Below are 20,117 nucleotides of genomic sequence, written 5' to 3'. Positions count from 1 at the left end.
ACCATCCAAAAGGAGCCATGATGAAAATAGATATAGGCATTAAAGAAAAGGATCGGGAAAAAATAGCTAAGGGTTTATCGCACCTGCTGGCCGACACCTACACGCTCTACCTGAAGACGCATAATTTTCACTGGAACGTTAAGGGCCCCATGTTTCAGACACTGCACATGATGTTTGAAGGCCATTACATGGAACTGGCACTAGCGGTCGACGATATTGCCGAACGCATCCGCACTCTGGGATTTCCGGCACCTGGTACATATAAGCAGTTTGTCGAAATGAGCAGCATCAAGGAAGAACAGGGTGTGCCAGAAGCCAAAGACATGATTCGTCTGTTGGTTGAAGGTCACGAATCCTGCGTGCGCACAGCGCGCGGCATATTTCCAGTTTGTGACGAAACCCATGACGAACCTACAGCTGACCTCTTGACCCAGCGCATGCAGGCTCACGAAAAAACCGCATGGATGTTGCGTAGCATGCTCGAGAGCTAAGTACGGCTACCGAGCAAACCCGGCACTGACTAGTCGCGTATTTATCAGTGCCGTGGATCTCTTTTTTGTACAGTCTCCAGTCATCCTGGCATCGACCGAAAATCCCCACTTTGAGCCACTGACAATTTCAGGTTACAGTGCGCGCCCCGACTAATAACGTCTGAACGTCGGGCGTAACTCTATTCCCATTAGTATTGTCATAGCATCCAAGGTGAATTTCTTGAATACGTTTCGTTATCTGCATCTTTTTATCGGCCTGGCCGCACTCATTACAGGGCTAATCTTTACGCTGCCCCTCTTCTCGCAAAACGTGTCGAACGACTATATAGGCATGCTCGCGCTTTTTACCGGCTTGCTCAACCTTCAACAGTTCACAGGACGCCAACGCGCGGACACTCCAGCAAGACGCGCTATTAACATTCTCGTCGCTGTTGCATTGATGCTTACCGCCGTTCTTCCGCTGCTGGCAATCTGGTTGATCCCAACGCTCGTTGCTTTCGGAGTTTATGCAGCTGGACTAGCCGTTGGAGCCGTTTGCCTGACAACAGTTATGGCTTTGGTGAGCCAGTTGCAGCAACTATCTTTCAGTCTCCCGGGCCGTAAATCGGATCGAGAGGCCGGAACGGTGAAATGGTTCAATACCAACAAGGGCTTTGGATTCATTTCCCGCGACCAAGGCGATGATGTATTCGTGCATTTTCGCGCCATTCGCGGCGAAGGTCACAGAGCACTTGAAGAGGGCCAGCGGGTCGAATTTGTAGTCGCTCGGCGTGAGAAAGGCCTGCAAGCCGAAGACGTGGTCATTCTCTAACCCGTCAAAATGCCTATTGAGTAGGTGTTCAATAATGCGGCGGCGGCTGATTATCGTCGTCGCTGCTGGGTAGAGAGCTAGCCAAATCAGCCTGTCTTCTGGCCAGAACTTCGACAGCTCTCCGTAACTTTTCCATTTCCATCTGCTGTAACGCCACAGTCTCGCTAAGAGACTGTATGGTGTCGTCCTGAAATACCAGTCGCACCTCCAGATCCGCTATCCTGTCTTCTACATCGCTCATCCAAACGTCTCCGAAAAGTCAAAATCATCAGTTAATACATCGCATAATAGCGCAAGTCGTTGTTGTATCTCCGCTTCAGAACAGGGCCTGACCGGCAATTTTCCCCATATCGGCGCGGGCCAGGCAACATCATTCCGGTAGCGGACCACATGGTGGACATGCAGCTGACTAACTACGTTACCCAGTGCCGCGACATTCATCTTGTCAGCAACAAAAACCTCGCTTAGCAAGCGACTAATCAAAGCCGACTCGCGCGAGAGGCGTTGCTGATCTGCCTCGCCCAACTGAAATACCTCGGTGATACCCTCGACTCGTGGCACCAGAACAAACCAAGGGTACTGCACATCATTCATCATCAGTAACTTACTCAAAGGAAAGTCACCTATATCGATACAGTCTGTTGCCAGCTGGGGATGGAGCTTGAACATAATCCGTTCTCTCGTGGGTGAAATATTGCGCCGGCAGCACGTCAAATGTCTCGACCTGAGGCATTTGCGACTCAAATCATTTAAAGCCGATCTTTTAGTCTACTATGCCCGGGTCAAGCACCACGGCGGAGACTAAGTCATGAAACTGCAGTATAGATTAAAGCCTCAAGAGCATGTTTTTGCAGCATAAAGTTTCGCAATTCATCTTTTGATGCTTTAATCTGTGATGATAATAAAAAAGATGATTGGTTGCGGCTCATACGCGACCACGGATAGTCTATAAAACTGAAGGAATTAAAAATGAAAAATGCTATCAAATGGAGCTCTATCGCTCTCGCAGTTGCAGTAGGCAATGGATTGATCGTGTCACAAGCCGCTGCTATCGATGGTAACGAAGGCTTCATTGAAAGCTCTTCTGCTACCCTCAGCAACCGTACGATGAATTTCAACCGCGATTTCCGTAGCCCTGGCGTAGCCCAGAGCAAGGTTGACGAAACCGCAACAGGCTTTGTACTCAACTTCGAGTCCGGCTATTCCCGCGGCCCCATCGGCCTGGGTTTTGATACCATTTCCATGCTCGGCATCAAGCTCGACAGCACCTCTGATGACGCTGGCACCCTCCTTTTACCCAGCACTCAGGGTGACACTGGTCCGAGCAATTACTCCGAAATCCGTGGCGCTGTAAAAGCCCACATCGTTGAAGACACAGTCCTGCGTTACGGCGTACACCTGCCATCCAACCCAGTCATCGCCTACGACGACATCCGTCTGCTGCCTAATCACTATAACGGTTACAGTATTACCAACACTTCTATAGACGGACTGTTCGTTGAAGCCGGTCGCATGACTGATCGCGGCGAGATGAATGATTCTTCCGAAGTCGACGGCGCGTTTACTTTAGACGAAGATGTCACCTACCTAGGTGGTACTTATGCCTTCTCTGACGATCTGAGCAGCAGCTTGTATACCTCCAAAGCTGACGAACTGTGGAAGCGGCATTTTTTGGGTCTGACTTACAACATGGCGCTGGCTAACGACATGTCGTTGGTAACCGACCTGGCTCATTACCAGACCTCGGATGACAGCCCGGCTGGTTCAAATTTTGACAACAAAGCAAGCTCTCTTGCGCTGACCCTGGGTGCAGGCAACCATGCATTCGGCGTGGCTTATCAGCGCATGGGAGGCGACAACGGTTACGAGTATTTTGACGGCGCTGTCTTCTTGGCCAACTCGATTCAGTACCTTGACTTCAATGCCAAGGACGAGCGCTCCTATCAGGCCCGTTACGATTATGATTTCGCCGGCCTAGGCATTCCTGGTCTTACGTTTATGACTCGTTACATCACCAGCGACAACATTGATACCGCTTTTGAAGGCGGTAATCGTGACAGCCGTTGGGAGCGTAACACCAACATCAGCTACACCGTGCAGAGCGGTGCTATTGAAGGTGTCAACGTATTGTTGCGCAACGCGACTGTCCGTCAAGACGACACTCTTGATGGTGGTGATGTTGATGAGAACCGCCTGATCGTTTCCTACACCTGGGATCTGCTCTAAGCAGCCCGGTTGTAAGAAACAGAAAACCCGGCTTCGGCCGGGTTTTTTATTGCCCGCCATACGGCCGCCAGCCTTTGGCCGGGCTATACGCCAACTGGTCACAACCGTACAATGTGTTCATCGCTTAAACTGCCTCAGGATCCACTGCCCCATGCGCACCAGCCAATATCTGATCTCTACGCTCAAGGAAACCCCAGCCGACGCTACGGTGATCAGCCACCAATTGATGCTGCGCGCCGGGATGATTCGCAAGATTGCTTCGGGTCTCTATACCTGGTTGCCCATGGGATTACGCGTTCTGCGCAAAGTCGAAGCCATTGTTCGCGATGAAATGAACAAAGCCGGGGCAATGGAAATATTGATGCCAGCCATTCAGCCTGCTGAACTTTGGCAGGAGTCGGGCCGCTGGGAAGAGTACGGTCCCGAGTTGCTTAGATTAAAAGATCGCCATGCTCGTGAATTCTGTGTAGGCCCAACCCATGAGGAAGTGGTCACCGACCTGGCCCGCAGCGAGATAAGCAGCTACAAGCAATTGCCACTTAACCTGTATCAGATTCAGACCAAGTTTCGGGACGAAATCCGTCCGCGCTTCGGTTTGATGCGCGCACGTGAGTTTGTGATGAAAGATGCCTATTCCTTTCACCTCGACCAGGCCTCGCTAGAACAAACCTACCAGGGTATGTACCAGGCCTACTCGAATATTTTCACCCGGCTGGGCCTCGACTTCCGGCCTGTGGTTGCAGATAACGGTTCTATCGGTGGCGAAGGGTCCCACGAATTTCATGTACTGGCAGACTCGGGGGAGGATGCGATTGTCTTCTCTGATACGGGCAGCTACGCCGCTAATATGGAAAAGGCCACCGCACTAGCACCACAGGGTGAGCGGCCTACCGCCAGCGCGCCAAAAACCCTGGTTGAGACGCCCAATCAGTTCACAATTGAAGCCGTATGCGATTTCCTCGACGCGCCCGCACAACACACAATTAAAACGTTGATCGTCCTGGGTGAAGCTGGCGAGAGCAAACAGCAGCCCATGATTGCCTTGATCCTGCGCGGAGATCATGAACTGAACACTATCAAGGCTGAAAGACATCCCGCCGTCCACTCACCGCTGACCTTCGCCAGTGAAGCCCAGATCCAGCAGGCTGTCGGCTGCAAACCCGGCTCAATAGGCCCAGTCGGTCTGGCAATCAAGGTCATTGCTGACCATGAAGCAGCTCACCTGGCAGACTTCATTTGTGGCGCTAACCAAGATGGCAGCCATTTCACTGGGGTCAACTGGGAGCGAGACGCTCAATATGATGAGGCAGCCGATCTGCGCAATGTAGTCGCGGGCGATGCCAGTCCCGATGGCCAGGGCACGCTGGAGATCAAACGCGGCATTGAAGTGGGTCATATATTCCAGCTCGGTCGCAAGTATAGCGAGGCAATGAAATGCACCGTACTCAACGAGCAGGGTAAAGCCAGCACCTTAAGCATGGGTTGCTATGGCATCGGCGTTTCGCGCGTTGTAGCCGCCGCTATAGAACAGAACAATGATCCTCGCGGCATTATTTGGCCCGCTGCACTGGCGCCCTTCCAAGTGGCTCTGATACCCCTGAAAATGGAAAGCTCCGAGGCCGTAAAGGTAGAAACTGACCGACTCTACAAAGCACTGCTTGCAGCAGGAATTGAGGTATTGCTGGATGATCGGGACAAGAAAGTCAGCCCAGGTGTGAAGTTTGCTGACATGGATCTTATCGGCATCCCGCACCGGGTAGTGATAGGCGACCGCGGGTTGGACGAAGGCCATGTCGAGTACAAGTATCGACGGGACACTGAAATCAGCAATATCAAGGTTGGCGGTATTCTTGAGTTTCTGCTGCAAAAAATCGACACGGCCTGAGATAACAAACGGCATGCACACTTCAGTATTACAGCGTCAGGCATCACACCAGGTCAGCATTCGTAAGAAAGTGAATTTCTGTCTGCTTTCAGCGATCACTGGCCTGCTTCTGATCGGCTGCTCCACACCGAACGAGCAAGCCGATCAGAATCGAGACCGGGTAGAACGCGCACTGGTCAGCCATAGTGTCCATATTGACATCGGCGAGCCCGCGGTCATGTCTCTGCCCCAGCGTAACGTGCGCGTCACCGAACAGCTGCTATATCACGTCCGCCTATTTGATGTGCGAGGCAACCAACTTGACGAGCGCGATGAGTACCAAAACCTGCCATGGTCAGAAAAGACGGTAACCGTCGTCGCCGGTAATTTTCAGACTACCCTGCAAACGGATCAGGACGGTCTCTTGCAGCTGAATCTGTTGAATGATGGTTTTCTCGATCTTGACTACCAGAACTTGCGGGTGATCCAGCTGAGTGCCCAGGTGGATCAATCATCGCGAAGAGAAGAAAACATCCTGATCGGTCGCGACCTGCGCAGCAAACTGCATGAAGCGGTAGCGCTGATATATGACAACCTGGAAGAAGACGACGTGGAGCAGTGGGCCTATCGCGTTCAGCGCCTAGCTGAGCTGGAGCTCGAGGTTGAATCAAACCAGTTGGAAAATATGCTAATTCTGCTGACAACGGGCGATCCGGTGCTGCAGGGTGAGTTCATTCAGGCTCTGGACGTCAACAAACGGCCCTGACATGGCAAACCGCGCAAGAATCGTGACCGCAATACTCCTTACCTGGCTGGCAGCCACGCACATCGCACAGGCACAGACTGCCGTAGAAGTCGATCAACAGCTCAAAGCCCTGCTATTGGAAACGGTGGCTCGCTCAGACAGTTTCGACGACCGCTTCGACGCCGAGGTCTGGCTGGTCGACATGTCGACCCGTATGCAACCCTACCTCCCGGAGCAACAGGAGCGCTTGGAATTTCTGCGGCTGGTTCATCAGGCTTCCAGCACAGCGGGTCTCAAGCCTGACCTGGTGCTGGCGCTTATCCACGCAGAAAGTCTGTTTGATCGGTATGCACTCTCCAGAGCCGGCGCTCAGGGGATCATGCAAGTAATGCCTTTCTGGAAACACGAGCTCGGCCGTCCGGAAGACAATCTGATAGATCTGGCTACGAATCTGCGCTACGGCTGCACTATCCTCAAATATTATCTCGACAAGGAAAACGGCAATCTACGGCGTGGTCTGGCCCGCTATAACGGCAGCTTGGGCAGCCAGAAGTATCCTGACAGGGTGCTCGACTATTGGTACAGCTACTGGTACGTCAATGAATAAGAGTCGCCACTCAGAGCTGCACAAACCCGGCAATGTCCTGCCAGATACAGGCTTCAAGATCGACTGAGTCAACTCTCGCCGCCTTTGGCCCCTCTTGCAGCCAGTGAGCCATCGCTTCAACGCCATCGTGCGTTCCACACAGCATGATTTCTACAGTGCCATCCGGGCTGTTTCTGACCCATCCATCCAACCCTAGCTTGTTAGCCTGCCGCACTGTTGCCTGACGAAAACCCACACCCTGGACATCGCCGTGTATAAAGCCTTGTACGCTGAGTCTAGTCATTATCTGCTCCTTCAATTGGCAACAAGGCCAGCAGATCCCGCTCGGTTTGGGGCCCCTGCAGGCTGTGAGCAACCTTCCCTTGCGGATTGATTATATAGGTCGTTGGCAAAACCTGAGGCAGATTCAAACCGTACGCCTCGGCAAAGTCATGTCCTACGACGGCAAAACGGATACCCATCTGATCGCTCAGGGCGCGTAATTCCTCACCTTCATAGGCGTCAAAATGGATACCGAGCACAATCACTTGATCCGACACCTCGGCCAACGCATTGAGCTCGGGTAGCTCTTCACGGCAGGGCGCACACCACTCAGCCCAGTAATTGACTACCATCCAGCGGCCCTGCAAATCAGTTTCTTGCACCTGCCCGCCCCGTTGGTCTGTCCACTGTTGGCCGCAACCCGCTAAAACGATGCATAAAAGCGATAATAGAATTCGATCAATCATGTTTGCAGGGCCTCCTTCTCAGCCGCTTGCGTCGCTGCACCATCGGCTGTTCCGGCAGTGTTCAGCCATTCCTTGACACTGCCACCCAAGGTGTCACGCCGCTGTTCCTCAAGCCGTGCCAATGCTGCAAGCAGTGGCGGATACCATGGGGCGTCAGGCTGCAGACGCGAGGGCAATTCACTTGTATTCGGGAGCCTATCAGGTAATCGGCCAAGCAAGTCTACCAGCTGCATCTGATCGAGATCGCGACTGAGTACGTAGCCCCCTGCCTGAGCGCGAATGATTATTTGTTCAGTCTCTAACCACCCTGTCTGTTCCAGCCAGAGCTCTTCGTGCATGATCCAGCCTGCATTATTAACGCGTCCAAGATCGACCACGTCACCCTGTTTGTGTGCACGCAAAAAGACCTGTAACAGACCCAGCATACTCAGCAGGCCAGGGAGCATGGGGCGTTTCCAGGCATTACTGTTACCCAAGTTAGCCACCAGTTCAGCGCCAAAAAGGATAATCATCCAACTGACATAGATCCACAGCAGAAAAAGCGGAAAGGCAGCGAAGGCGCCGTAGATCAATTGATATCCCGGGAACAAAGCTACATACAACGCAAAAGAAGCTTTAGCCCCCTCAAACAAAAGCGCCACCAGCACACCGCCGGCTAAACCGTGGCGCAGGGGCACCCGAGTGTTAGGCACAGCAACATAGACCAATGTAAAGGCAGCCACGCTGAGTAACAGCGGAATCCAGCCCAGCAGCAGGCGTGTCAGAGTATCTAGCGTTGCCCCGGTGCCAAAAAAATTAAGCGACGTTAGGTAGGTGCTGACCACGAACCCCGCCCCCAGAAGCAAAGGACCCAGGCTCAACACAGCCCAGTAGAGCAGGAAGCTGGAAATACCTCGCCGAGGCTGGCGGATACGCCAAATCGCGTTGAATGCGCGTTCGATATTCAGCAGCATTAGTAGGGCGGTAATCAACAGCAAAGCTACGCCCACACCGGTAAGCTGGCGGGCCTGATCGGAAAACTCAATCAGGTACTGACGCAATGTGTCGCCAGTGGATGGCACAAAATTGCTGAAAATAAAGTCTTCTACCTGACTGCCTACCTGGTCAAAGGCCGGGATAGCAGCCAGCATCGCATAACTGACAGTCATGACTGGCACGACCGCAAAGAGCGTTGTGTAGGTGAGCGCAGCCGCGTTCTTGACACAATTATCTTCACTGAACCGGCTAAACAGATAACGGCAAAAATGCAGTAACAGGTTGAGTCTTTGCGGCATCCATATACCCTGACAGCCAGAATGATTAGGGCTTAGAATAAACCTCACGCCCGGTATTAGCCACCCGGCACCCGATTACAGGAACGGAGACTCCCATGTCCGCGGCACGCATCTATCACAACCCCCGGTGCTCAAAATCCCGCCAGGCGCTGGCTCTGCTCGAAGAGCAAGGCGAAGCGCTGGAAATTATCGATTACATCAAAACGCCACTGGATAACGCATCGATAAGCGAACTTCTGACAATGCTCGACCTGAGCGCCCGCGAGCTGATGCGCAAGAGTGAGGACACCTACAAAGAACTGAATCTGGACAACCCCGAACTCAGTGAAGCGCAGCTTGTACAGGCGCTGGCTGACTATCCCAGGCTGATCGAACGTCCTATTGTGGTTCGCCACGGCAAAGCGGTTCTGGCGCGTCCCCCGGAACGGGCATTGGAGCTCTTTGCATGAGCCAGCCGACACCCTACGTTCTGGTCCTCTATTACAGCCGCCATGGTGCCACTGCCAAAATGGCCCGTCTGATCGCTGAAGGTATCGAGCGCAGTGGCCTGGAGGCTCGCATCAGGACCGTACCTGAAGTATCTCCAGAGAACCGAGCCAGTAGTCCCTCCGTTCCAGCCAGCGGGGCAGTGTATTGCACCGAGGACGACTTGAGGCAATGCGCAGCACTGGTATTGGGTAGTCCAACGCGCTTCGGCAACATGGCTGCCCCGTTGAAGTATTTCATTGATGGTACCAGCAGCCTCTGGCTCGCCGGGAGCCTGGTAGACAAACCTGCCGCAGTGTTCACATCCACGGCAAGCCTGCACGGGGGCCAGGAAAGTACGTTGTTATCGATGCAATTGCCTTTGATGCACCATGGCATGGTGCTGGTTGGGCTGCCATACACGAACAGTGAACTGACTGAAACCCGTGGCGGTGGGACACCCTATGGTGCAAGCCATCATGCCGGGGTAGATGGCGCCCGCGCGCTCGATAATCATGAATCTGCGCTTTGCCGTTCTCTCGGACAGCGGATCGCAATGCTCACCCGCAAGCTGCATGCTGGAGCCGCCCATGTCAAAAGCTGATAAACCATTACCGTCACTGGATTACCTCAAACCGCGTCTGTTGGTCTGCCGGATACTTTCGCTGCTTGGTTATCTCGGTGTGATCTTCGTGCTGCTGACCTACAACGCTCTGTTTGCTGACCTGCATGGTGCCAGTCCGTTGGTCATCATCGGCACCCTGCTGGTACCCCTGCTGATATTCCTGCCAGGCATGCTAATGGGTAACGTGCGCACCCACGCGTGGCTCTGCTTCGCCATAAATCTGTACTTTATCTACGGAGTTCTGGTGTGCTTCCAACCAGGAAGACTGCTTTACGGTGCTTTACTGGTCGGCTTCAGCGTGCTGTATTTCATTCCCGCCATGGGTTACGTACGCTGGGGTTTTCAAGCTAAGCGCGTGCAAGAAGAACAATAGCCGATCACCAATGCATGATGCGTTTGACAAAGGGAATGGTCAAACGATGCTGGGCTTGCAGGGATGCGTGATCCAGCTTCTCAAGTACCGCAAAGAGCTCACCCATACCGCGAGCACCGCGGCTGAGCATGAAGCGCGCCACTTCGTCGGGAAGCTGTAATCCGCGGCGCTCTGCACGCAGCTTCAGGGCTTCCTGCTTGTTCTGATCATCCAGAGGCTGCAGCTGGAAAACCAGGCCCCAGCCCAAACGCGAGATCAGGTCTGGGAGACTGAAACCCATATTTCGCGGTGATGCACTGGCTGCCATCAGCAAGCGTCCACCCTGCTCGCGTAGTCGGTTATACACATGAAACAGAGCTTCTTCCCACACTGCATCGCCTACCAGTACGTCCAGCCCATCCAAGCACAGCAGATCAAGATGCTCCATTCCTTCAAGCAAACCAGGACCGTGCTCAGCTACGTCAGTTAAAGGCAGGTACATACTCAGACCCCCGGTTTCAGCCATGCGATGACAGGCGGCCTGTAACAGATGTGATCGTCCGGTGCCCGCTGATCCCCAGAGATACAAAGAGAAGTCAACCGGACCTATATGCGGATCCGCCAGAGTTTCGACCGCCGTGACTGCCTGCCCGTTGGGTCCAATGAAAAAGTTATTCAGGGTTGCCTCATCATTCAGCTTAACGCTCAGCGGCAACTGTACGGGTATGCCTTTGGACATCAGGGGGCGGGGGTCTCCAAGTCGAGGACTGCTTGCATCTCGGCATCATCGGATTTCCCTGCCTGGCGCTCTCGATAGATCTCAGATTCCTTGTACCTGTGCAACATGTAGCGCACAAGCACCATCAATACTGCGGCTACCGGCAACGCCAGCAAGACACCGACAAAGCCGAACAACTGGCCACCGGCCAATACAGCGAAAATAACCGCCACTGGGTGTAAACCAATGCGGTCACCGACCAAAAGAGGGACCAGAACAGTACTCTCGATCACCTGCCCAATGCCAAAAACGACCACCACAGCTACAAGATAGAAGACGTCGCCGAATTGAAATATCGCCGCTATAAGCGCAGCGCCAACACCTACGACAAAACCCAGATAAGGGACGATACTCGCCAGTCCGGCAATCATGCCAATCAACAATGCCAGCTCCAGTCCCACAAACCACAATCCCACCGAATAGATAACGCCCAGGCACAGCATCACGAGTAATTGACCCCGGATGAAGGAACTGAGCACTTCATCACAGTCCCGAACCAAGCCAATAGCCAGCTCCTCGTGCTGTCTGGGCAGCAAACCGCGAATGCGTTGCATTATGTCTTTCCAGTCGCGCATCAGATAGAACGCCACAACCGGAATCATCGCCAGATTGACCAGCCAGGTCAGCAGAGCCATTGTCGAGCGGGTCGCCTGCTGCAAAATCGCACCGACAACACCGCCGGTCTTGGCCAGATTCTCACGGATGGTCTCTGTCACGCTCTCCAGTCGAAAGCTGCTAACGTCCACGTTCAGCCGGGACTGGAACCAGGGCAAAGCCGTCTGGTTAAACCAGGTCACCATGGACGGAATGCGGTCACGCAGGATTCCAATCTCGTTCATCAGCAGCGGTATCAGAATCAGTAACAGCATGGCAAAAACACTCGTAACTGCTGCAAAAACCAGCACCACGCCAGCCATACGCGGCACCCCGCGGCGCTCAAGTCTGCCCACGGCAGGGTCGCCCAGGTAGGCGAGCAAAATGCCAATCAGAAACGGTGGCAATATGGGTTGCAGCAAATAGACCATCAGCAACAGCGCGACCAATCCTGCCGCCCAATACCAGCGCGAATCTGTAATCATGTTCATTTCCTTGAATTGAAAAGCCGATACGAGGCTTAGCGCCAGCGAAAATACATTCTATTTTGCGGCGGTAGCGGCTCCGGCAAAGACTCGGTCTCAGACTCTCCCGTGGTGGCGTTCAAATCTGCGTCGCCTGACTCTTCAGCTGTCTCAGTAATAACTGGCTGCACAACATCTGCAAGCTCAGCCTTGGGAGCCGACATACGCCGCATGCGCTGATCCAGAGCCAACAACCTTTCCAGTTGCGCTTCAGTGCCGGGGAAATCGAGGGCCAGTCTGACCTGATCACCCTGGACGCTCAAAACCTGTGGCGCATTTTTGCTGCCCAGTTGCTGCAAGGTGCGCTGCAAGCCGGCGAACTCATCCACACTATTGATGCCATCAACTACCACTTCCCAGTCGGACCCCTCAGCAGTATCAGACGGTGCGACTGCGTATTGCTCAAACACCCTGTCAGCCACCGCGAGCATTAGCTCATCGGCCGCCGCGGCTGCGGATTGTGCGGTAATCTGCCCACTGTCAGCCTGATCATTCAGCCACCAATGCCAACTGAGTACTGCCGCATCAGCCTCTCCTTCGATCGTCAGCGCCAGCACTGCACTCGCATCATATCGTTTGCTAGCCTGCTTCAGAATGTCCCCGTTTGCTTGCGACACATTGTCCACGGCGACCAGACTGCGATCCTCCAGATCGGCCAAAGGCAAACTCAAGGCTACAGCGCGGCGCCTCGCGGCATCGTTGAGAACGGTAATCCATTCGCTACCATGACTCAGGTGATCGGTACCGAGCACACGACTCTCGACGGCCCAGAGCATGACGGTCGGCCGATTGGGTCCAAGCATTGGCAGGCCAGCACTTACCAGCAGACTGCGCAAAGCGGTTGACTCGAACTCGACACTGACCCCACCAGATTCCGTACCGGCAATGCGGCGCATATAAGCTTTGGGATCTTGGCGAGCGGCTGCCAGCGCTTGACTCTCAGCAGCAGCACTGCCCACCTGGCGCACCAACATTAGCTCGAACGCCTCAGTCAACGCCTGATCACGGGTCTGTTCCGTCCCTCCGCCTGCATCAACCCGATAGAAGTCCTCGAGTACAGCCGCCTGCAGCGCCGTGGGCATGAGCACGACAGCCAATAACAGTAGATTGATCTTTCTGCACAACTGGTACATGAAGGAATTCCCGAGGCCGGAACGACATGAATAATGCGCATACATTAAACGTGCGCCGCCACCGCGGCAACCAAGGGAACCAACTACCAGCGGGTATCGAGCGGCGAGCATGGTTCTCAGCCCGGCATGTTGCTAAACTAGCGCGCTATAGTGCAGCCGCCCGGAGCAAGTAGGCTGTTATTCCCTTTTCCGTCGTCGAGATCCCAGCATGAGCAGCCAAACCCCTCCCAAGCCTTCCATCAGCTACAAGGACGCTGGCGTCGATATCGATGCTGGCAATGCGCTGATCGACCGTATCAAGCATGTTGCCAAACGCACCAGCCGTCCTGAAGTCATGGGCGGACTAGGTGGCTTTGGTGCATTGTGCGAAATACCTCCGGGATATCGCCAACCGGTACTGGTATCGGGCACGGATGGCGTCGGTACTAAGCTGCGACTGGCAATGGATCTTGGCAAGCACGACACCATCGGTATCGACCTCGTTGCCATGTGCGTGAACGACCTGGTGGTGTGTGGTGCAGAGCCGCTGTTCTTTCTCGATTACTACGCTACTGGCAAGCTCAATATTGATATTGCCGCGGAGGTAGTAACCGGTATCGGTGCTGGTTGCGAGTTGGCCGGCTGCGCCCTGGTGGGTGGAGAAACAGCAGAAATGCCCGGCATGTACGAGGGCGAAGATTACGACCTGGCCGGCTTCTGTGTCGGCGTCGTCGAAAAATCGGAGATCATCGATGGCAGTCGCGTTCAAGCGGGAGATGTACTGCTCGCTCTCCCCTCCTCCGGGCCCCATTCCAATGGCTACTCACTGGTACGCAAGATCATTGAAGTGGCAGGTGTCGACATCAGTCAGGTACAACTTGAAGGTCAGCCCGTTACCGATTTGTTGATGGCGCCAACACGTATCTACGTGAAAGCATTGCTGAAATTGATCAGCGAGACCGGCGCAGTGAAAGCCATGGCCCATATTACCGGCGGTGGTCTTCTTGAGAATATTCCTCGCGTCTTGCCGACTGACGCGGTTGCCCGCATCAACTTAGACAGCTGGAAGCGCCCAGCCGTATTCAATTGGCTTCAAGAGCTAGGTAACGTAAATGAAACCGAGATGTACCGTGTCTTGAACTGCGGCGTCGGCATGATCATCTGTGTTGGCTCTGAAGAGGCTGCTCGTGCCTTGAAAGTGCTCGAGGATGCCGGTGAACAACCCTGGATAATTGGCAGCATTGAGCGGGCAGACGAAGGAGCCGAACCGGTAGCCTTGTATCGCGGGAGTCGCTGAAGTAGTGACCTTTCGCATTCTGGTACTTATTTCCGGATCCGGAACCAATCTGCAGGCGCTCATTGACAGCCTGCAGGCGCGCCCCGACGAGGGCCAAATAGTCGCGGTCATATCCAATCGCCCCGAAGCCAAGGGTCTTGAGCGTGCGCGACAGGCTGGCATTCCGACTCTGGCCCTGGACAATCGCGATTATCTCGACCGCGAACACTACGACCAGGCTGTGATTGAGCACATCGATCAACTCAAGCCGGACCTGGTGTTGCTAGCCGGATTCATGCGCATCCTTACTCCCACGTTCGTCGAGCATTACCGCGGATTGCTATTGAACATTCACCCCTCTTTGTTGCCCAAATACAAGGGGTTACATACACACCAGCGCGCATTGGACGCAGGTGATGGCGAGCACGGCAGCACAGTGCATTTCGTTACCCCTGAGCTGGACGGCGGTCCATTGATCCTTCAGGCCACAGTGGCCATCGCACCCGATGACACGCCAGCTTCACTTGCGGCCCGGGTGCAACAACAAGAACATCAACTCTATCCGCTGGTGATGGACTGGTTCATTCAGGGTCGCTTGAGACTCATTGATGGACAGGCCCAACTGGATGGGCATGCACTACCGTCCGGCGGATTGAAACTTCAAGATCATAATCACGACCTGCGAGAACATCACTATGCCTCATAGCACGTCACAATACCTGGCGATCAGACGTCCCTTACGCTGGCTGGCAGCCCTCGGCCTGAGTCTGTGTGCCGGCGCTCTGACAGCAGCAGAACTAACGCCCTTCACAGCCAGCTACGCCGCTGACATGAAGAAAATTCCGGTCAACGGCGAAGCCATCCATACCCTTACACAAAATACCGATGGTACCTGGAACCTCAGCTTCACCGCCGGCATGTTCGTCGCTCGTCTTTCCGAGGAAAGCACCCTGCGGTTTGAAGAGGGCAATGTAGTACCGCTCAGTTATAAGTACGAACGCCGTGGCCTGGGTCGAGGCCGCGAAACAACCCAGATTTTCGACTGGGCCAACAAACAGGTCACCGGTGAGTACAAGGGCGAGGCATTCACCCTGTCGGCCGAACCGGGACTGCTCGACAAGACAACCTACCAGTTGGCTTTACAAAGGGACCTGATGGCTGGCCTGATGGAGATGAGCTACCAGGTCGTAGACGGCGACGAAATCGACCAGTACAACTTTAAAGTGGTTGGCGAGGATCGCGTCACAACGCGTGCTGGCCAGTTTGACGCAGTGAAGGTGGAGCGCGTGCGAGACGCCGACTCCAAACGCCAGACCACCCTGTGGTTTGCCAAAGACTGGAACTACTTGCTGGTCAGACTCAGCCAGGTGGAAACCGACGGCCAACACTATCGAATCATGCTCAAGGAAGCGACGGTCGGCGGCGAGCCAGTCGTGGGTTCAGTCGTCTCTGATCAGCAGTAAAAGCATGCCCTGGTGGCTCAAGCCGTCAGCCAAAAAAAACCGCAGAGCTGAAAAGCCCCTGCGGTTTTTTTGTATCAGACCAAACTCAACTTTTGCTAAACCGCTCACCTAACTCCGCACGGCGAACCAACCCTTCAGCAGGCTTCCAGAACTCACCCTTACTGGCTTCAAGCTCACGAAGCTGTTTGAGGACTTCGTTCAGACCCAGGCTGTCGGCGTAGCTCATAGGCCCGCCACGCTCCGCAGGAAAGCCGTAACCGTAAAGATAGACACGATCAATATCCTCAGCTGACTCGGCGAAGCCTTCGTCCAGAATCCGTGCGCCTTCATTAACCAGCGCCAGAATGCAACGCTCGACGATCTCATCGGCGCCCACATCACGCGGGGTGTAACCAGCTTCTTCCGCGACTTCACGGGCAAGCATGTCGGTTTCCGGATCATGCATGGCCTGACGGCTACCCTTCTCATACTTATAAAAACCGTGACCACTTTTCTGCCCAAAGCGATCCATCTCACACAATTTATTGTCCAGCCAGACGATAGGCTCACCACGACCGACGCCGGCCAGTTGGCGGGAGCGCCAGCCCAGATCCACACCGACTACGTCATACATACGGTACGGGCCCATGGCCATGCCAAAGCCTTGAAGCGCCTGATCGACTTCCCACGGAGTGGAGCCTTCCAGCACTACCTCACGGGATTGACGGGAATACTTCTCAAGCATGCGGTTACCGATAAAGCCGTGGCAATTACCCGCCAACACCGCCTGCTTGCCGATCTTTGTGCCAACAGCCAGACAGGCATCCATGACGTCCTGCGCCGTCGCTTTTCCGCGGACCACTTCGAGTAGCTTCATGATGTGCGCCGGGCTGAAGAAGTGCAGACCGAGAACCTGTGACTTGCGATCTGTGGCGGAAGCGATTTCGTCAATATCCAGATACGAGGTGTTTGTAGCCAGAATAGCTGACGACTTAACGGCCTTGTCCAACTCGGCGAAGATTTTTTTCTTCAGGTCCATATTTTCATAAACGGCCTCTACGACCAGATCCATATCATGCAGATCGACGTAATTCTGGGTAGTAGTAATACGACCCAGGCGTGCCTGCGCCTCTGCTTCATCAAAGCGCTCCTGCGCCACCGAGCGCTTATAAACACTCGCGATGTCAGTCAGACCCGTTTCCAGCATCTCGCCGTTAACGTCCAGCCAGGTGACAGGATATCCGGCGTTAACGAAATTCATGACGATACCGCGGCCCATGGTGCCGGCACCTATTACACCTACCTTCCTGATTTCTTCAAAAGAAGCCATCGCAGCGTACCTCCAGATCGATTGGGATTAGCCAGAACCGGGCCACCAATCACGGTGGCCACAGAGTCCGTAAAACAAGGACCGACACAGTACGCAAATCCGCGCCAGATTTGAAACGAATAACCCTGATTAATACCATTCACGATGTGAATAAATCAGAAATCTGCGTTAGCCATCGGGCCTGAGCCTTTGGCTGGCTGGCGCATGCTCAGTGAGTATTGTCGGCCATGACAATGTTGGTATGCCCTTTTTGGCTAATATGGATACTTAACACGCACTCAAGCAAAGATTAATTTTCATGGCTGCTTTCAACACATTGCTCGCGCAGGTCAGAGCATGCATTCTCTGTCAGGCTCATCTGCCGCTGGGTCCACGTGCAGACATTCTGATCGTGGGTCAGGCGCCGGGACGCAAGGTGCACGAAAGTGGCATACCCTTTGATGACGCGAGCGGCGATCGTTTACTTGAGTGGCTGGGAGTCAGCCGAGAGCAGTTCTATGACCCTGCGCAGCTTGCCATTGTACCCATGGGCCTGTGTTATCCCGGTACCGGCAAATCAGGAGACAATCCGCCCCGGCAGATACCCATGCCCCATCCCAGCCCTCGCAAAAATGTATGGCTACGCAGCAATCCCTGGTTTGAGGAGCGAGTGATACCGCTACTGCACCAGAGAGTTGCCGAAGTGCTCGCACAAACATAACAAACACAATCGGTACCTACCCGCCTTGCTCTGCCGCGGTACGAGCGACGCGCGCACTACGACGACGCATGATCACCACCAACGTTGCTGTCATATACATCACCAGAGAATAGAGAGCCGCAGGCACCGCCAATTCGTCATCCTGCAAAAAGCTGGTAGCGATCAGCATTGCCAGCGTACTGTTCTGGATGCCGGTTTCCAATGTAATCGACGTCGTCTGCGCGGCGTCTAAGCGTAACAACAGGGCCGAAGCGAACCCCAACGCCATCATGATGATGTTGAGCGCCAACACCGCCAGTCCACTGGTCAGCAGCCCAACCATGAGCTGATCACCCTGGCGGATCAACACACCTAGAATCAACGCGCCTAAAAACAGCATGCCGAATAGGCTGATCTTCGGTTCTAACCAGCGAGCCAGTTTCTCGCTGCGTGAGCGCACCCACATACCCAGTCCGATCGGCAGCAGCGTCATCAACATCAGGCTGATCATCATCTGCGCGGCAGGCACACTAATACTCTGGTAACCCCCACCGAACACCTGGAACGCCAAACCAACCAACAGCGGAATACTGATCACCGCCAGTAGGCTGCTGACCGCGGTCAACGTCACCGACAACGCTAGGTCACCACGGGCCATATAGGTCACCATATTCGAAGTCACCCCGCCTGGGCAGGCCGCCAGCAAAACCAGCCCGATAGCCAGCGCTGGGGTTGGCATCAGCCAGGCCGCTAGGGCAAAACCGACTAAGGGCAACAACAGCATTTGCCCACCCAGACCGGCCAGCGCCGGACGCAGAACACGAAATATACGGGTGAAATCGCCGAGTGCCAGTGTCAACCCCATGCCGAGCATGATGATGAACAAACACAGGGGGAGCACAAGCTGATACAACAGACCGCCTGACATGACTTATCCTTGCTAAGGCAGATAACCCCGCCTCGGCGCTTTATTGTGATGGTATAGGAGCAGTGCAAAAGCTTCAGGCCGTGCCAACCGGTCAGCCTGATTGCAGTCTGGGCACATTAACGCAGCTATATCGATGTGTGTAATGAGGTTTTTTCAGGCCATCCCATGAGTCAAATTCATTCAAAAGGCGATCTTAACCTGTTTCGAGTGCTGCTGGCCGTTGCCGATACCGGCAGCATCATTGATGCAGGCGTGCAGCTCAATCTATCGCAATCGGCCGTATCCCATGCTTTGCGGCGCACTGGTGGACCTGTCCAGCACCACCCTGCATAGCACTCCATTCGACCCCTCCCGCTCGGCCATGACCTTCCAATGTGGACTGCGCGACGCTCTGGAGTATTTAATTATGCCAGCGCTGATGCAACGCGCATTCCCTCAGGTGCGTTGGATATGGCGGTCAGCATGGAGTACCCGGCAGGGGAGCAGATCGCCAGCCGCGAGTTACTCCGCGAAGAGCTCAGCGTGATGGTTGGCCCGAGCCATCCCGCGGCCAACTTAGCTTGCAGGACTATGTCGATAGCGCGCACGTGCTGGTAACCCTGACCGAGCGCGAGCGCGAGCGCGATTTGGTTGATCAGGACCTGCTAGGCTCCGGAGTCAACCAGCGCCAAGTGGCGCTGCACTGCGAGCATTACCACGCCGCCGCCCAGGTCGTTGCCGAGACGGATCTACTGCTGACCATGCCACGGAGCTACGCGCGCAGCTTGGCCCAGCTCAATGGCAATCGACTGCTGCCGGTGCCCTTTCCCTGCAGGACCATCGCGGTGCGCCTGTTCTGGCGCAAATCACTCAGCCAGGAGCCCTACATGATCTGGCTGATGACTGAGCTGGAAAACTTGCTGCGACAAATGCAAACCCAGAGCCGCCAGTTTTAGCTCTGCCCGGGCAAAACCACCCACTCAGGCTCATCAAATTCGCCAAGCAAAGTGATTTCGCAGTTGCGGGCATGCTTTTCCAGAATACCCTTGACCATCTGATCGCGGTTATCGTCCTTGGCGTCCCGAGCAGCCTTGGATTCCCAACTGGCAACCGCCAGCAACACATCCGGCTCGCCGATCTTGCGATGCAGGCGGGTGCCCAGGGCTCCAGGTGTCTGCTGGATCACCTCGCTCGCCTGCATCCAGGCATCGGCGTACTCCTCTACGCTATAGCCCGGCTTCACGCGAACTTCAAAAACGAACTTCATAAGAGTACCTCCTGTTTCTG

The 20,117-nt window shown here is 54.6% G+C and carries 26 protein-coding genes; 15 read left to right on the top strand and 11 right to left on the bottom strand.

What is annotated here, in order from left to right; genetic code table 11:
• Positions 1-20: 20 nt before the first annotated feature.
• Entirely contained in the window at positions 21-491 is a 471-nt protein-coding gene (locus ACJAXR_RS08565) for a Dps family protein (protein ID WP_415057838.1), read from the top strand.
• A gap of 220 nt (positions 492-711) precedes the next feature.
• A complete protein-coding gene (locus ACJAXR_RS08560) occupies positions 712-1,302 on the top strand; it encodes a cold-shock protein (RefSeq protein ID WP_415057837.1) in 591 nt (196 codons plus the stop codon).
• Between the two features lie 28 nt (positions 1,303-1,330).
• Here the strand turns inward: ACJAXR_RS08560 and ACJAXR_RS08555 are convergent, their stop codons facing one another.
• Complete coding sequence (locus tag ACJAXR_RS08555) at positions 1,331-1,543, bottom strand: SlyX family protein (RefSeq protein ID WP_415057836.1); 213 nt, start codon at positions 1,541-1,543, stop codon at positions 1,331-1,333.
• Positions 1,540-1,971, bottom strand: a complete 432-nt coding sequence (locus ACJAXR_RS08550; RefSeq protein WP_415057835.1) for an HIT domain-containing protein — start codon at positions 1,969-1,971, stop codon at positions 1,540-1,542. Before ACJAXR_RS08550 ends, ACJAXR_RS08555 begins: the two co-directional genes overlap by 4 nt.
• Positions 1,972-2,271: 300 nt before the next feature.
• Here ACJAXR_RS08550 and ACJAXR_RS08545 point away from each other — a divergent pair, with 300 nt between their 5' ends.
• The 4 genes from ACJAXR_RS08545 to ACJAXR_RS08530 all read left to right on the top strand — a co-directional run bounded on the left by ACJAXR_RS08545 (position 2,272) and on the right by ACJAXR_RS08530 (position 6,744).
• Entirely contained in the window at positions 2,272-3,528 is a 1,257-nt protein-coding gene (locus tag ACJAXR_RS08545; RefSeq protein ID WP_415057834.1) for an OprD family outer membrane porin, read from the top strand.
• 151 nt (positions 3,529-3,679) lie between these two features.
• Entirely contained in the window at positions 3,680-5,413 is a 1,734-nt protein-coding gene (locus ACJAXR_RS08540; protein ID WP_415057833.1) for a proline--tRNA ligase, read from the top strand.
• A gap of 13 nt (positions 5,414-5,426) precedes the next feature.
• Positions 5,427-6,158 carry a hypothetical protein gene (locus tag ACJAXR_RS08535; RefSeq protein ID WP_415057832.1) on the top strand — a complete coding sequence of 244 codons (732 nt, stop codon included), beginning with the start codon at positions 5,427-5,429 and terminating at the stop codon, positions 6,156-6,158.
• A gap of 1 nt (position 6,159) precedes the next feature.
• Positions 6,160-6,744 (top strand): lytic transglycosylase domain-containing protein, encoded by a 585-nt coding sequence (locus tag ACJAXR_RS08530; RefSeq protein ID WP_415057831.1) that lies wholly within the window; start codon positions 6,160-6,162, stop codon positions 6,742-6,744.
• A 10-nt stretch (positions 6,745-6,754) separates the two neighbouring features.
• Here ACJAXR_RS08530 and ACJAXR_RS08525 read toward each other — a convergent pair whose 3' ends face one another.
• Genes ACJAXR_RS08525 through ACJAXR_RS08515 form a run of 3 tightly spaced genes read right to left on the bottom strand, consistent with a single transcriptional unit; the run spans position 6,755 to position 8,746 of the window.
• Complete coding sequence (locus ACJAXR_RS08525) at positions 6,755-7,027, bottom strand: acylphosphatase (protein WP_415057830.1); 273 nt, start codon at positions 7,025-7,027, stop codon at positions 6,755-6,757.
• The gene (locus tag ACJAXR_RS08520) at positions 7,020-7,472 is read right to left on the bottom strand and encodes a TlpA disulfide reductase family protein (RefSeq protein WP_415057829.1); all 453 of its coding nucleotides are present in this window, start codon (positions 7,470-7,472) and stop codon (positions 7,020-7,022) included. Before ACJAXR_RS08520 ends, ACJAXR_RS08525 begins: the two co-directional genes overlap by 8 nt.
• Positions 7,469-8,746, bottom strand: a complete 1,278-nt coding sequence (locus tag ACJAXR_RS08515) for a YihY family inner membrane protein (protein WP_415057828.1) — start codon at positions 8,744-8,746, stop codon at positions 7,469-7,471. Before ACJAXR_RS08515 ends, ACJAXR_RS08520 begins: the two co-directional genes overlap by 4 nt.
• A gap of 95 nt (positions 8,747-8,841) precedes the next feature.
• Here ACJAXR_RS08515 and arsC point away from each other — a divergent pair, with 95 nt between their 5' ends.
• Genes arsC through ACJAXR_RS08500 form a run of 3 tightly spaced genes read left to right on the top strand, consistent with a single transcriptional unit; the run spans position 8,842 to position 10,209 of the window.
• Complete coding sequence (gene arsC, locus ACJAXR_RS08510; RefSeq protein ID WP_415057827.1) at positions 8,842-9,195, top strand: arsenate reductase (glutaredoxin); 354 nt, start codon at positions 8,842-8,844, stop codon at positions 9,193-9,195.
• On the top strand, positions 9,192-9,815 hold the full coding sequence (wrbA, locus tag ACJAXR_RS08505; RefSeq protein ID WP_415057826.1) for an NAD(P)H:quinone oxidoreductase: 624 nt from the start codon (positions 9,192-9,194) through the stop codon (positions 9,813-9,815). Before arsC ends, wrbA begins: the two co-directional genes overlap by 4 nt.
• Positions 9,802-10,209, top strand: coding sequence for a DUF2069 domain-containing protein (locus ACJAXR_RS08500; protein ID WP_415057825.1), 408 nt, complete (start codon positions 9,802-9,804; stop codon positions 10,207-10,209). Before wrbA ends, ACJAXR_RS08500 begins: the two co-directional genes overlap by 14 nt.
• Positions 10,210-10,213: 4 nt before the next feature.
• Here the strand turns inward: ACJAXR_RS08500 and hda are convergent, their stop codons facing one another.
• Genes hda through ACJAXR_RS08485 form a run of 3 tightly spaced genes read right to left on the bottom strand, consistent with a single transcriptional unit; the run spans position 10,214 to position 13,217 of the window.
• On the bottom strand, positions 10,214-10,927 hold the full coding sequence (gene hda / locus ACJAXR_RS08495) for a DnaA regulatory inactivator Hda (protein WP_415057824.1): 714 nt from the start codon (positions 10,925-10,927) through the stop codon (positions 10,214-10,216).
• The gene (locus ACJAXR_RS08490; RefSeq protein ID WP_415057823.1) at positions 10,927-12,045 is read right to left on the bottom strand and encodes an AI-2E family transporter; all 1,119 of its coding nucleotides are present in this window, start codon (positions 12,043-12,045) and stop codon (positions 10,927-10,929) included. The genes hda and ACJAXR_RS08490 overlap by 1 nt, the downstream gene beginning before the upstream one ends.
• 35 nt (positions 12,046-12,080) lie before the next feature.
• Positions 12,081-13,217, bottom strand: coding sequence for a DUF2066 domain-containing protein (locus tag ACJAXR_RS08485; protein WP_415057822.1), 1,137 nt, complete (start codon positions 13,215-13,217; stop codon positions 12,081-12,083).
• Positions 13,218-13,425: 208 nt separating this feature from the next.
• On the opposite strand from ACJAXR_RS08485, the gene purM reads away from it, so the two are divergent.
• The 3 genes from purM to ACJAXR_RS08470 are packed head-to-tail and all read left to right on the top strand — an operon-like array spanning position 13,426 to position 15,935.
• The gene (purM, locus tag ACJAXR_RS08480) at positions 13,426-14,493 is read left to right on the top strand and encodes a phosphoribosylformylglycinamidine cyclo-ligase (protein ID WP_415057821.1); all 1,068 of its coding nucleotides are present in this window, start codon (positions 13,426-13,428) and stop codon (positions 14,491-14,493) included.
• 4 nt (positions 14,494-14,497) lie between these two features.
• Positions 14,498-15,178, top strand: coding sequence for a phosphoribosylglycinamide formyltransferase (gene purN / locus ACJAXR_RS08475; protein WP_415057820.1), 681 nt, complete (start codon positions 14,498-14,500; stop codon positions 15,176-15,178).
• A gap of 19 nt (positions 15,179-15,197) precedes the next feature.
• Entirely contained in the window at positions 15,198-15,935 is a 738-nt protein-coding gene (locus ACJAXR_RS08470; RefSeq protein WP_415057891.1) for a DUF3108 domain-containing protein, read from the top strand.
• An 85-nt stretch (positions 15,936-16,020) separates the two neighbouring features.
• Here the strand turns inward: ACJAXR_RS08470 and ACJAXR_RS08465 are convergent, their stop codons facing one another.
• The gene (locus tag ACJAXR_RS08465) at positions 16,021-17,244 is read right to left on the bottom strand and encodes a 3-hydroxyacyl-CoA dehydrogenase NAD-binding domain-containing protein (RefSeq protein WP_415057819.1); all 1,224 of its coding nucleotides are present in this window, start codon (positions 17,242-17,244) and stop codon (positions 16,021-16,023) included.
• A gap of 298 nt (positions 17,245-17,542) precedes the next feature.
• Here ACJAXR_RS08465 and ACJAXR_RS08460 point away from each other — a divergent pair, with 298 nt between their 5' ends.
• Positions 17,543-17,944, top strand: coding sequence for a uracil-DNA glycosylase family protein (locus tag ACJAXR_RS08460; protein WP_415057818.1), 402 nt, complete (start codon positions 17,543-17,545; stop codon positions 17,942-17,944).
• 16 nt (positions 17,945-17,960) lie between these two features.
• On the opposite strand, the gene ACJAXR_RS08455 is transcribed toward ACJAXR_RS08460, so the two are convergent.
• The gene (locus tag ACJAXR_RS08455) at positions 17,961-18,851 is read right to left on the bottom strand and encodes a bile acid:sodium symporter family protein (RefSeq protein ID WP_415057817.1); all 891 of its coding nucleotides are present in this window, start codon (positions 18,849-18,851) and stop codon (positions 17,961-17,963) included.
• A gap of 165 nt (positions 18,852-19,016) precedes the next feature.
• On the opposite strand from ACJAXR_RS08455, the gene ACJAXR_RS08450 reads away from it, so the two are divergent.
• Positions 19,017-19,184: a helix-turn-helix domain-containing protein gene (locus tag ACJAXR_RS08450; RefSeq protein ID WP_415057816.1), complete on the top strand. Its 168-nt coding sequence runs from the start codon at positions 19,017-19,019 to the stop codon at positions 19,182-19,184.
• Between the two features lie 227 nt (positions 19,185-19,411).
• Positions 19,412-19,786 carry a LysR substrate-binding domain-containing protein gene (locus ACJAXR_RS08445; RefSeq protein WP_415057815.1) on the top strand — a complete coding sequence of 125 codons (375 nt, stop codon included), beginning with the start codon at positions 19,412-19,414 and terminating at the stop codon, positions 19,784-19,786.
• On the opposite strand, the gene ACJAXR_RS08440 is transcribed toward ACJAXR_RS08445, so the two are convergent.
• Positions 19,783-20,097: an antibiotic biosynthesis monooxygenase family protein gene (locus tag ACJAXR_RS08440; RefSeq protein WP_415057814.1), complete on the bottom strand. Its 315-nt coding sequence runs from the start codon at positions 20,095-20,097 to the stop codon at positions 19,783-19,785. The genes ACJAXR_RS08445 and ACJAXR_RS08440 overlap by 4 nt on opposite strands.
• Positions 20,098-20,117 lie beyond the last annotated feature (20 nt).

The sequence above is a fragment of the Halopseudomonas sp. genome (assembly GCF_047631575.1).
Taxonomy (GTDB): domain Bacteria; phylum Pseudomonadota; class Gammaproteobacteria; order Pseudomonadales; family Pseudomonadaceae; genus Halopseudomonas.
Note: the sequence above shows the minus strand (reverse complement) of the source record. Positions and strands in the feature narration are given on the sequence as shown.